The 13295-nt window shown below is 29.4% G+C and carries 12 protein-coding genes; 1 reads left to right on the top strand and 11 read right to left on the bottom strand.

Going from position 1 to position 13295, the window contains the following annotated elements; genetic code table 11:
• Positions 1 to 106: 106 nt before the first annotated feature.
• The 3 genes from IC213_RS00880 to IC213_RS00870 all read right to left on the bottom strand — a co-directional run bounded on the left by IC213_RS00880 (position 107) and on the right by IC213_RS00870 (position 4173).
• Entirely contained in the window at positions 107 to 1402 is a 1296-nt protein-coding gene (locus IC213_RS00880) for an MFS transporter (RefSeq protein ID WP_227432436.1), read from the bottom strand.
• Between the two features lie 162 nt (positions 1403 to 1564).
• Positions 1565 to 3019, bottom strand: coding sequence for an amino acid permease (locus IC213_RS00875; protein WP_255612845.1), 1455 nt, complete (start codon positions 3017 to 3019; stop codon positions 1565 to 1567).
• Positions 3020 to 3033: 14 nt separating this feature from the next.
• A complete protein-coding gene (locus IC213_RS00870; RefSeq protein WP_227432434.1) occupies positions 3034 to 4173 on the bottom strand; it encodes a M24 family metallopeptidase in 1140 nt (379 codons plus the stop codon).
• A gap of 318 nt (positions 4174 to 4491) precedes the next feature.
• Here IC213_RS00870 and IC213_RS00865 point away from each other — a divergent pair, with 318 nt between their 5' ends.
• A complete protein-coding gene (locus tag IC213_RS00865) occupies positions 4492 to 5142 on the top strand; it encodes a TetR/AcrR family transcriptional regulator (RefSeq protein ID WP_227862627.1) in 651 nt (216 codons plus the stop codon).
• Between the two features lie 74 nt (positions 5143 to 5216).
• On the opposite strand, the gene IC213_RS00860 is transcribed toward IC213_RS00865, so the two are convergent.
• From IC213_RS00860 to IC213_RS00825, 8 genes are all read right to left on the bottom strand, one after another.
• Complete coding sequence (locus IC213_RS00860; protein WP_227432432.1) at positions 5217 to 6236, bottom strand: NAD(P)H-dependent glycerol-3-phosphate dehydrogenase; 1020 nt, start codon at positions 6234 to 6236, stop codon at positions 5217 to 5219.
• A gap of 30 nt (positions 6237 to 6266) precedes the next feature.
• On the bottom strand, positions 6267 to 6881 hold the full coding sequence (plsY, locus tag IC213_RS00855) for a glycerol-3-phosphate 1-O-acyltransferase PlsY (RefSeq protein ID WP_227432431.1): 615 nt from the start codon (positions 6879 to 6881) through the stop codon (positions 6267 to 6269).
• A 33-nt stretch (positions 6882 to 6914) separates the two neighbouring features.
• Positions 6915 to 8240: a ribosome biogenesis GTPase Der gene (der, locus tag IC213_RS00850; protein WP_255612844.1), complete on the bottom strand. Its 1326-nt coding sequence runs from the start codon at positions 8238 to 8240 to the stop codon at positions 6915 to 6917.
• Between the two features lie 27 nt (positions 8241 to 8267).
• Positions 8268 to 9596, bottom strand: a complete 1329-nt coding sequence (locus IC213_RS00845; protein WP_227482895.1) for a DUF512 domain-containing protein — start codon at positions 9594 to 9596, stop codon at positions 8268 to 8270.
• A 236-nt stretch (positions 9597 to 9832) separates the two neighbouring features.
• Positions 9833 to 10033 (bottom strand): capping complex subunit for YIEGIA, encoded by a 201-nt coding sequence (locus IC213_RS00840; protein WP_227432429.1) that lies wholly within the window; start codon positions 10031 to 10033, stop codon positions 9833 to 9835.
• A gap of 1 nt (position 10034) precedes the next feature.
• Positions 10035 to 10967, bottom strand: coding sequence for a YIEGIA family protein (locus tag IC213_RS00835; protein ID WP_227432428.1), 933 nt, complete (start codon positions 10965 to 10967; stop codon positions 10035 to 10037).
• A 45-nt stretch (positions 10968 to 11012) separates the two neighbouring features.
• A complete protein-coding gene (locus tag IC213_RS00830) occupies positions 11013 to 11945 on the bottom strand; it encodes a YIEGIA family protein (protein ID WP_227432427.1) in 933 nt (310 codons plus the stop codon).
• Positions 11946 to 11999: 54 nt separating this feature from the next.
• Complete coding sequence (locus IC213_RS00825; RefSeq protein WP_227432426.1) at positions 12000 to 13289, bottom strand: HAMP domain-containing sensor histidine kinase; 1290 nt, start codon at positions 13287 to 13289, stop codon at positions 12000 to 12002.
• Between the last annotated feature and the right edge of the window lie 6 nt (positions 13290 to 13295).

Raw genomic sequence — 13295 nt, 5'->3', positions numbered from 1 at the left:
AATAGAAAAATAAAGACCAGCAATATTAATTTAGTTTACATATAGAAATTTGCAAATTTCAATGTAAATTAAATTATAATGCTAGCCTAAATAGTAATGTATTATATTAACTAACTTTAGTAGTATTTTCATTTGACTTACTATTCATTTCAATAAGCTCTTTACGTCTTTCTTTAGTCATATTCATCCATATAAATGTAAACACCAATCCAATTATGGCTACTATAGTAAGAACAATGAAGTAGTACTTATATCCAGTTACACCTGGAAATGCATCTAATATCTTTCCTGCTGCTAGAGGACAAAGTACTTCTGGAAGATATCCTAATGTAGCAACTATACCTATAGCAGTTCCTGATATTGATAGTGAATAATTACCTTCTTCAAGTAATGAATAATGTAAACCTTGAATTGCATACATAGATACATATATTGCAACACATCCAATCAATAGTACATAAATCATAGAAGATTTCGTTGGTGTAAAGATTACACCTAAAAGTCCTGCAATCATAAGTATAAATCCATAAGATATAATCTTTGATGAACCAACTTTATCTCCAAGCAATCCAGAAGCAGCTGATGCTACTGGTCTACAGTACTGAGCTAATATTGATATTGCAGATGCAAATACTACAGTAGCTCCAAATGCTTCAGTTGAATACGGCGTAAAATAATAAAATGACATATTAGCTGAATATGAGCAAAACATTATTATTGTTATTATCCATGTATGAGGCATTTTTATTACTGTAAAAAAAGCTTCTTTATCAAATTTGGCTGATACCTCTTTTTCATTATCTTTTAACTTAAAAAATACTAATAATCCAACTATTACATTTATAGCTGAATACAGTACTATAATAGCTGTAAGACCAGATTTATCACTTACTTTTGATGAAATATATCCAAATAATATTAAGACTATAGATAAATGAATTGCATTGGTAATTCCACGACCACTTTCCATAAATCCAAAAGCTTTTCCTTGTTCATTTTCAGATGCTAACATCCTGACAGCTTTTACAAGAGCTGGCCAAAAAGTAAGTATTGTTGTTATTCCCCATAAAGCATGGATTAAAAATACAACAATATATGGAGGATAAAGCGTTAATACAAGACCAGATACCCCTGTAATAATTAAAGAACCTGAAAGTAGTTTTCTGGCTGAAATACGGTCTGCTAAGAAACCACCAAAAAGGTATGATACCATTGCAAGTAGACCATAAATGCTTCCTAAACTCCCCATTTGTGTATTTGTAAGATTAAATGCTTGTGCAAAAGTGTCATAGTAATAATTCTTTAAATATGGTAAAGCATATATAAAGGCTCCTGCTACAAAGAGTATTATCAAGACTTTGAAATTTTTCCAAATGCTTGGTTTATTCACTTCAACTGACATATTTCCTCCTTATGTAAATACTCATAAATTTTTATGACAACTAATTATTGATTTTTTAACATTTCAATATATTATAGATTTATTGATATGTTAAGTTAATTTATCCATAATTTTTAGTGAACTAAAGAGATACGCTTTTAGTTCACTAAAATAATTATATTTTTATTTATAGGAATCTCCAGAATTATTAGATACCTTCTTTTCATAGTTCTTCCATATCATTAAACCTGTTATTATAACAAAAAGACCTCCACCTATCATTTCAATCTCATAGACTATATTATCCTTTAAAGTCTCCATAACTGGTGCTGTTGAGAAAAGTATCCCTACTACAGTCACTACAAGTACCATTCTGGCTATATTGATACAAACTGAATCACTTTTTGCAATTGAGTATGGTCTTTCTTCGTTTGGTCTTGTCTTTCTAAGTCTTATATATGACGTAAAAAGTAATACATATGGAAACAAGGCTGTTAATGCTGTCATAGTTACAAGGACATTATATATATTATCTACTGATGGCAGTAAATTTGTTCCTATAAGAAGTAGACTCACTATTATAGCTTGAATTACTACAGCATTTGATGGTATATTGTGTTTATTTGTAACAGTTAATTGCTTAGGAAATACACCTTCTTTTACATTTCCAAAAAGCATCTTTACTGGACCTGCTATATAAAGTATTAGTGCTCCAAGTACTGATAAAGTTATCCCAAATGCTACTACTCTTATAAACCAGCTTCCTATTCCTAAATCTTGTGCAACTTTAGCTAGCGCATCTAGTATTCCTGTCGATGCTGCAATTTCATCTGGAGGAAGTATCATTGTTATTGCTACTGAACCTAGGATATAGATTCCTCCTATTAAAACAGCTACTGTCAATATAGCTTTAGGGAAGTTTTTCTTAGCATTATCCATTTCGGTTATGAAATTAGCAGTTGTTTCAGCTCCTGATAGTGCAAATATTATAGCAGATATAGAAACTAGTGAATTAGCATCTATCTTTGGTATTATATTTTGGATTGTATATACAGATGCTGATGGAGCTTTTTTGAGAATAACTACAGACATAAATGCCATCACTATAAGTAATATAGCAGGAATTGTAGAACCTAATGCTCCTGTATTTGTAAAGAATTTTCCAAATGCCATTCCACGAGTACTTACTAAGGATAACATCCAGAATATTATGAGTGAAAGCACTAAAATAAACATCTTATTGTTTGATAGAGCTGGATTTCCAAGCATATAAGCAATATTTATAGCTAAGAATGTCAAGAATGAGGAATACCAAAATATCTTTGATGTCCAATTTAACCATGACACCATAAATCCCCACTTCTCTCCATAAGCCTGTTTAACCCATTCTCCAAGTCCACCATCTTTTGGATATGTTGCAGCCAACTCTGCACATATAAGTGATGCTGGAACAAAGAATATAAAAGCAAACAATAACCAAACTGGTATCGAACCAAGACCCAACCCAAAACTAGAGGCAGTAGATTTAGCTATCCATCTAATCCCAAATAATGCTGATATATTCATAAATACTAAATCCCAAAATCCAATCTTCTTTTTCACTGTAATTCCTCCAATTTCAAATTTACTTAAATTCATACATATGTACTAATTTAAATATCAAGTATAAGCTCTTCAACACTTCTTGGATAATTAGTTATAATTGTAGCACTATTTTTACCTACTATTGCTGTATCTGAATGTCTAAATCCTCCAATTCCAGGTATATATATTCCTGGTTCCATAGAAAATACCATTCCTTCTTCTAATATTAATTCATTGTCAAATCTTAAATATGGTTCCTCATGTTCTGATAAACCTAAACCATGACCAATTCTGTGATTTGAATATAACTCTAGACCATGCTTTGCAACAACAGCTCTTGCTGCTTCATCCACCATTCTTGCTGGTATACCAGCTTTTATTGTATCTAATCCAGCTTGTTGAGCTTCTACTGCAATTTTAAATACTTCCTTTTGTCTTTCTGTTGGCTTACCTATAATAAAAGTTCTTTCATTTTCTGCTCTATAGTTTTCATACCAAACCTGTCTACTATGTATTACTATATCTCCTCTTTGAAGTATCCTAGTATTGGAGTCTAAATGTGGTTGTGCTGTTCTATCGATGCCTGAACAAGTCCAGTTTGCAAATCCGATATATGTATCAGGATAATTTTCAGATACATATTTTAGTAAAGCATTATCCCCTGCAACGTCAAATTCCAATTCACTCATCCCAACTCTAACATTTTCCAAAGAACCTTTTATTCCTATATCAGATAAGTAACCAGCTATCTTTAAAAATTCTATCTCTCTTGCATCTTTTACATATCTCATTTCAAATATTTTACTTCCAACATCTTTAATAGCAAATGATTTCTCAGTTATATATTCTGAAAAGCTTGCAGATACTATATCTTTTTCTATCCCAACAGTTATTCCTTTAGGATATCTATTTAAAATTATATCTAAGTAATGTTTATGTGATATTCCATGTTCTTTCATCTCTGGTATTTCATAATATACATATACATTATCAACTTTTGCAACTTCTTTAGCATGTAGCTCCTCTAATCCAGGTACTATTAATTCTATTTTATCTTGAGTTACTACTGTTACAATTGGTCTAGAGTAAGTTATTGCTTTAAATCCACTAATATAAAATTGGTTGTCTGGTTCAAATATTAGGGCAATTTCGATGTTTTTTTCATTCATATACTTTCTTAATCTTTCTAGTCTCATATTATTTGACATAGGGCACCTCTTTCTCAATATTTAGATAATTTATTCAACACAACAAAGATAAACATATTATTTTAAAATTATTAACATTTTTATTAATTGTTGTATTCGTATGTAAATTAAATTTATTTGTGATTATTTTATCATAATCATGATTATTTTGTCAATCATGATTTAATTTTAAAATATTTTTTATATTATTATGATTTTAAATTATCTAAAATATAACAAGTATACATTATATTTTGGGATATTATTCTTGATTTATGGTAAATTTAATGATAAAATCACGATTATATAAACTATATTGATTATTTGTAGGTGAATAAAATGACAAATAAAGAGTTACAAAAGAAAAGGATATTGATGTATTTCATAGAAGCTGCTCAAAACATTATGGAAAATGAAGGAATAGAAAATATTACACTTCGTAAGGTTGCAGATATGGCTGGCTATAACAGTTCAACCCTATACAACTACTTTAAAAATTTAGACCATCTAATATCATTTGCATCTATAAAATATTTTAAAGATTATAACTTGAATATTTCGAGGTGTATAGAGAATGTAAATGATGAATATAAGAAATATATAATTATGTGGAAATTATTTTGTAAACATTCTTTTGAAAATGCCCAAGCTTTTTATCAGGTATTTTTTAACTTGTCCAGTGGTGAGCTTAGTTATATAACAAAACAATATTATGATATGTTTCCAGAAGATTTAGGTATTCATGACAGTGATATATCTTTAATGATTACAGGAAAAAGTATAAAAGAAAGAAATAAAATACTGTTGAACAATCTTGTAGATACTGGATATATACCAGCTAAAGATTTAGACATAATCAATGATATAATTATTTCTTTTTATCAAAATCTATTATTCTCAAAAAAGAACACAGGAAAAAATTCTAATGATGATGAATTAACTATGAAAATGATTTCTTCTATTGAATACATAATAAAACATGCTAAGTAATATTAAAATAGCCCTCTTTATATAAAGAGGGCTAAAACACGTCTATTATTTTTTTATTTTATTATGCAATAAGTTTATATATCATCACCTAAAACTACTTCTTCCATTTCGTGCTTTTTGCTTCTCATCATTAGCTCTATTCCAACTTCTTTAGGATTTGCACCTTTAGTTATCACAGAATATATAGCATTAGTTATTGGCATATCTATATTCAGCTTTTCAGCAACATCATGTGCTACTTCAGTAGCCGTTATTCCTTCTACAACCATCTTTACTTCTTTTAATGTATCTTCTAAGCTCATACCTTGTCCTATAAGTATACCCGCTCTTCTATTTCTACTATGCATGCTTGTACAAGTAACTATTAAATCTCCAATGCCTGAAAGGCCTGCAAATGTAGACATGTTAGCTCCCATAGCAGTACCAAGTCTACTCATTTCACTAATTCCTCTTGTCATAAGAGCTGCTTTTGCATTGTCACCATACCCTAAACCATCACATATACCAGCACCGAAAGCTATAATATTTTTTAATGCTCCTCCAAGTTCAACTCCAACTATATCTGGATTTGTATAAACTCTAAGTTTAGGGCTCATAAATAAATCCTGTATACTCTGTGCTATTTTTAATTCTTTAGAGGCTACTACTACTGTAGTAGGTATATTTCTTGCTACTTCTTCAGCATGAGATGGACCAGATAGTATTACATATGGATTTTGTGGCAATTCTTCTTCACATACCTGAGACAATCTAAGTCCAGTGCCTTTTTCAAGACCTTTTGCTACATTAACGATAATCTGTCCAGCTTTTACAAAGGGTTTTATTTTTTCACAAGTACTTCTTACTGCTTGAGATGGAACTGCTAAAACTATTACTTTGCAATTTTCTATAGTTTTTTCTATATCAGTACTTATAGTTATATTATGTGGAAATAATACTCCTGGTAAATAGTCTGTATTTTCTTTAGTCCTGTTTATTTTTTTAGCTTGTTCTTCTTTTCGAGTCCACATGCTAACATCATTACCTTTATTTGCAAGGCCTAAAGCTAATGCACTTCCCCAACTTCCAGTACCTAATACACATACTTTCTCCATGTTTAACACCACCTGAGTATAATATATTTACTATTCTTTCTTTTGACCAATTTTTCTTTCTGTCCCATTTAATAATCGCTTTATATTTGCTCTGTGATTATATATTACTGATATGGTTAAAAACAAAGCTACAACTAACCCTGCTTTATTTTTTGCTATAATCATAAATATTGGTGAACAACCTATACCAACAACAGAACCTAATGAGACATATTTTGTTATAATTACCACCAATATAAACACTGCCAAACACATTAATGTTATTGCTGGATTTACAGCAAGCATTGCACCTAGTGAAGTTGCAACACCTTTACCCCCTCTAAATCCTAAAACTGCTGGCCAATTATGACCTGCTACAACACATATAACTGCTAGATATCCAGCTAAAAGAGTATCTATACCAACCAACTTTGCTGCAATTTCCGATATCAAAACAGCAATTACACCTTTAAAAACATCACCTAAAAAAGTCATTGCTCCTGCTCTTTTCCCAAGTGTTCTAAGTACATTTGTCGAGCCTGCATTACCCGAACCTTGAGTCCTTATATCAACCCCAGCAATTCGCTTTGCAACTATATACGAAGTTGATATATTGCCTAATAAGTATGCAATTACAGCAATAATTATATAACTAAATATTTCCACTGAACTTACCCCCTTTAGTTATATTTTAGATATTTACTTTTTATTTTTTTGTCTATACTCAAACTTTATAGAAGTTCCTTCAAATCCAAAGTTTTCTCTTATCTTATTTTCAAGGTATCTTTGATATGAGAAGTGAGTTAAGTTCTTGTCATTTATAAATAAAGTAATTTTAGGAGGTCTAATGTCTGTTTGAGTTCCATAGTAAATTTTTAATCTTCTACCTTTATCAGATGGTGGCTGATTTAACATTACAGCTTCTCCAATTACTTCATTTAATGCTGAAGTTGATATTCTCTTAGAATGCTCATTTGATACATATTCAACTGTGTCTAATATTTTATTCATTCTTTGATTAGTCTTTGCAGAAACAAATACTATTGGAGCATACATCATAAATGGGAATTTTTCTTTTATATCTTTTGTGTAATTACTCATTGTCTTATTATCTTTTTCTATTAAGTCCCATTTATTGACTACAAATATACATCCCTTGCCTTCATCATGTGCTATACCTGCAACTTTTGTATCCTGTTCTGTAACGCCTTCCAAAGCGTCTATAACTATTAACACAACATCTGCTCTATCTACAGCACTCATAGCTCTTATTACGCTGTATTTTTCTATTGTCTCATATATTTTGCTCTTTCTTCTAAGCCCTGCTGTATCTATAAGAAGAAACTTCTGTCCATTTTTTTCAAAATAAGTATCTATTGCATCCCTAGTAGTTCCTGCAATTGGACTTACAATTACTCTTTCTTCTCCTAATATCTTATTAAGTATAGAACTCTTTCCTGCATTTGGCTTACCTGTTATAGCTACTCTTATTATATCTTCTTCATACTCTGTATCTAATCCTGCTGGAAAATTTTGAACTATCTCATCTAATAAGTCTCCAAATCCCATACTATTGGCTCCTGACACTCCAAAAGGAGTTCCAAAACCTAATTCATAAAAATCGTATATATTGTCAAACTGACTTTGACTATCAATTTTATTAACCACTAAAATTACTGGTTTTTTTGTTTTTCTAAGTATCTGAGCAATTTCTTTATCAGCAGCTGTTATTCCAGCCTTGCCATCAACTATAAAAAGTATTACATGTGACATATCCATTGCAAGCATAGCTTGATTTCTCATTTGAGATAATATTATATCTTCGCTATCAGGCTCAATACCTCCTGTATCTACTAATGTAAAATATTTATCTAACCATTCTACTTCTGCAAATATTCTATCTCTTGTAACTCCTGGTGTATCTTCAACTATTGATATCCTTTTTCCTGCAAATTTATTAAATATTGTAGACTTACCAACATTTGGTCTCCCAACTACAGCTACAACTGGCCTACTTATACTCATGTTGTTTCTCCTTCCATCTTTTGTTTTCTATTTTAAAATTTTATCCACAAAATCTTTTCCTTCATTTAAACATGGGATAATTTTTATTTTCATAAGTTCTTCTAACTGATTTAGTTCAATATTATCTAAGAAAATTTCTTCATCTGCTTTTAACATACTTCTTGTTATATAAAGAGCTTCTCCCAATTCCTTATGCTCAAGTTGCTCTTTTAAATCTTTAGCTGTTAAAAGGCCTGATACTGTTATTGTTTCTCCAAAAAACTTGTTTTTTATTTCATAAACATCTATTTGAAGATTTTTAAACTTGTCCATCATAGCATCTGCCATACTTTGTATAAATTCATATGCAGAATGTCCAGTAGCTATTGATACCTTTTTATCTCTTTTGAGAATATTCTCAGACAATGTGTTTAGATACTCTTCAATATCTGTTTTTAACTTACGTATCATACCTACACCATCTTCAAACTGTAAAAATCCTTCATACTCTTCATATCCAGGCAATTCTCTACTAGATAATATATAAAATTCATCTGATAAAAATGCAAATCGAGTTCCTATTTTCTCAAGATATATCTGTTGTATTTCATGTATTTGCTCTATAGTTTTACTTGCACCCTTATTATCAAATATATTTAATTCTACTAAATTTTCTCTATGCTTTGTAATTCCAACTGGAACTATAGCAACACTATTTACATATGGATAAAGTTGAGCTAATTCTTTTATTGTTCTATCCAATTCCTTTCCATCATTTATACCTGGACATAAAACAATTTGACAGTTCATCTCTATATGAGCATCTGCCAATCTCTTCATTATACCATATAATTTTCCTGCAAATTTATTACTTATCATTTTTTGTCTTAATTCTGGATTAGTTGTGTGCACAGATATATTTATAGGACTTATTCTGTATTTAATTATATTATTTATATCTTCTTCGCTCATATTTGTAAGTGTAACAAAATTTCCTTGTAAAAAAGACAATCTTGAGTCATCATCTTTAAAATAAAGTGTTTCTCTCATTCCTTCTGGCAATTGGTCTATAAAACAAAACATACATTTATTTCTACAACTTTTAGCTTGGTCAATTATTGGATTTGTAAATTCAACACCCAAATCTTCATCATAGTCTTTTTCTATCTCATATATGTAGACTTCGCCATCTTTTTTTTGTATCTCTACCTCTAAATACTCATCACTTAGTAAGAATCTATACTCTATTATATCATGTATTGGCTGTTCATTTACAGATATAAGTAAATCTCCTACTTCTATACCTATTTCTTCTGCAATACTATCTTTGTAAACTTTACTTATAATATTATTTATTTTTTTTACATTTACTTCCATTTTTTTCACCACTCTTTTATATTCATCAATATTTATTATAATATATTTTCATATACAGTTTATTACTTTATTATATTTTACAATAGCATTTTTAAACATTTCATGTCATAATAACACATTTTAATTCTAATAGTCAATATAAGTAAATAGCTATAAAAAGATTAAAACAAATAATATTCAAATTTAAATATTTTATAAATTTGAACATTATTTGCTCTTAAAAGTATCTTATCGTTTTAATGCTTTACTATTATTAATGTTCCATTAGTCATATCGTGAACCATTCCACCTACACACTTTGACATGAGCATCGCCTTATTTTGCAAGTCTTTTTCATCATTTGCATAAAATATTGGACAACCTCCACCATTTCTCATATTTTTATCTAGTGTAACTATTGCTAGGGTATATTCATTTAGACCTATATCCATTCCCATTTTATGCACTTCCTTTCTTTCCTATTTTATAGTTTTTCAGTGATAAGTTTTTACCTTTAGAACTTGAAAGTATTGGACATGATTTTACAGCTTCCATTACCTTTTCAACATTCCTATCTATTGGTAAATAAGCAATCATTATACTTTCATCATCTTTATTTCGTCTAGGTAATGGTACAAATGCAGGTTCTTCATAATCTCCATATAAACCTAATCTTGAATATATATTGTATACTATAGCTTGTCTTTGACCCGAATCAAATAATATTCCTGCATTAGCATAATCTCTATTTTTAGGAATTATTTGTATTCCTACACCTCTATTAATATATACTTCTCTATCACTTTTTAGACCTATATTTGTTATTCCTTTTAAATCTCCCACCTTCAATATAGATTCATTTACGAAGCTAATATCAGCAGGCATTACATCAGCTATATCTCCAATACTTTTTCTAGTAAGAAGTTTTTTAAGTATGAAAGCTAATAATAAACCACAAATTGAACTTATTATCAAACTCATACCTTCACTTATTTTAGTTTCTTCAATAATTACATAATATAATCCTATTGTTAAAAAAGATGTAACTATGCACATATAATTTCTTACTTCATAAGTTCTAGCTATCTCTTCTATAAATGCAGCTCCTCTTTTTACAAGTTGAACTTCTTCTAAGTTTTGTAATGTATTCCTTCTATTTGCTCTTACTTGTCTAAACTGTTCTGCTGCCAAAGATAAAAATGTTATCGATGTATAAGAACGATTTATAAGAGCTGGAACTAGTAATGCTCCTAATGCCGAAGCAACAAAGGCTAATATGAGCTGAGATAGTAAAACATTTGGTTGTGTAGGGTACTGTTTCTGGTCTAAATTCAACATTATAACTCTTGATGTTATACCAATAATAACTGCAACAAAAAATACTCTATCCATTAAATCACTCCTAAAATATCTAATATAAAATGTTCACTTATAAATCTACAAAGTCTTTCTAGAAAAATCACTCTGTTTTCCTTTTGATGTCTCTATGATAGGAGTACTTTTTACTACATCTATCATTACATCTATATCCTTGATTATTGGTATATATGGTATAACCACAGTGCTTTTTTCTAAGTTAGTTTTAGATATAGCTACAATATCAACCTCATCTACATCTTTATCTATACCCATATGAATAAATAGATTATGTATTATAGCTTGTCTTTGTCCTATATCATTTACTATCCCAAATGCACCCAAATCTCTTGGTATAATTTCTATAGCTAAACATTCATTTTTATATTTTTCTCTTGTATTCTCTAAACCTATATTGGTTATTATTACACCATTTACTTTTAAAATAGGCCCTTCAAAACTTACTTCAGCAGGAACTATATCTGCTATATCTGCTATACTATTTCGTCTTAGAAATCTTCTAAAAATTAAACCAACCAAAGCTCCTGCTATAACAGCTAGTATTGTACAATAAATAAAGCTAAGGTCATATCTTTTTGAAACAGTAATATAAACTATAGAAGATACTAATGCAGAAAAAAGACTGATATAACTTCTAGATTCATACGTAGATGCTATTTCTTCTACATAAGCATCTCCCTTTGGTACTAATTCTTCATTGTCGATATTTTTTAATGTTATTCTTTCCTGCTCTGCAAGACCTTGAAATTGTTGTATCGCTACTGCAAAAAATGTTAATGCTGCAAACTCCTTATCTATAAGTGCAGGTAATGCTATTGCACCCAATGAAGCTGAAAGCCCTGATATTATTATTTGCTCTAAATAATCTTGTGGTCTCGATGGGTATTGCTTGTCTGTAACTCTTAAAACTAATCCTCTACATAATATTCCTATAATTACTGCTACTATAAAAGAGTGTCTAAATAAATTGGCACCTAATAAGCTTTCTTCCATTTTCTCAGCTCCTTCTCTTATATAGTTTGTGCAAAAAACAAAAAAAATTTCCTTCTATTTAAGGAAATTTTTTTGTAGTATTGTAACAATAAATTCGCTACCAATACCAAGTTCACTTTTTACTTTTATACATCCATTTAATGATTTGACTATATGCTTCGTTATAGCCAATCCTAAACCCGTTCCTCCTACATCTCTACTTCTTGCTTTATCCACTCTATAGAAGCGTTCAAAGATACGTTCTACATCTTCTTTTGGTATTCCAACACCATTATCTATAACTTTGATTATTATTTTTTCTTCATCTTTTAAAACTACCACTTGTACAATACCATTATCTTGAGTATATTTTATAGCATTATCAACTAAATTTAAAAATACTTGTTTGATATAATCTCTATTAGAAAGTATGTTTATTGATTTATCATCACATTTATATAAAACTTCTATGTTTTTTTCACTAGCTGAACGTTGAGTTATTTCATATACTTCTCTAAATACATCGTATATTACAACATCTTCCATTAGAAGAGTGTCTTTATTTTCTACAAATGATAATAATAATATGTCGTCAATCAATCTTTTTAATCTGTCTGATTCACTTTCTATTATTTCCAAAAACCTATTTCTAGTGTTTGCATCTATATTTTCATTGGATTTTAACGTTTCAACAAATCCACTTATAGATGTAAGTGGTGTTTTAAGTTCATGACTTACATTAGCAACAAAATCACTTCTCATATTTTCAAGCTTCACTTTTTTAGTAATATCTTCTATGTTTACTATTGAGCCAATTATTACATTATTGGTATTTTGAAGATAAACTGGATCCACTTTTATTTTGTATACTATATCATCTTTAGTAGTAATCTTTGCAGTTTCATTTTCTTTAGAACCTATAAATTGAAGTATCTGCTTTAATATTTCTTCTTCTTTTATTACAGCATTGATATTATGTCCTTCAACTAGTTTGTTTGGTTCACTCTTTATCATTTCTTTAGCTTCATCATTTATCAATAATATGTTTCCATTTACATCTATAGCTAAAATTCCATGAGATATACTCTTTAATATAGACCTTAATTGTAAATGTTTATATTGTACTTCTTCCAATGTATCATCCATATTTTTTATCATATGATTAAAATTTCTGGCTAATTCGCCTAATTCGCCTTTAGCTGATATATTCAACCTAGCATGAAATTCCTTGTTACTTACTTTTTTTGAAACGTATATAAACTCTTTTAAATATTTTCTCAGTGTTACTGTATATCTTACAGACAATATTACAATGGCTATAGACAACATCACAATAAAAAAATATATGCTATTTAATTCTTCCACAAGATA

The organism is Clostridioides sp. ES-S-0049-02 (assembly GCF_020658465.1).
In the GTDB taxonomy this organism is placed as follows: domain Bacteria; phylum Bacillota; class Clostridia; order Peptostreptococcales; family Peptostreptococcaceae; genus Clostridioides.
The sequence above is the reverse complement of the archived record's forward strand: the minus strand, read 5'-3'. Positions and strand labels throughout refer to the sequence as shown.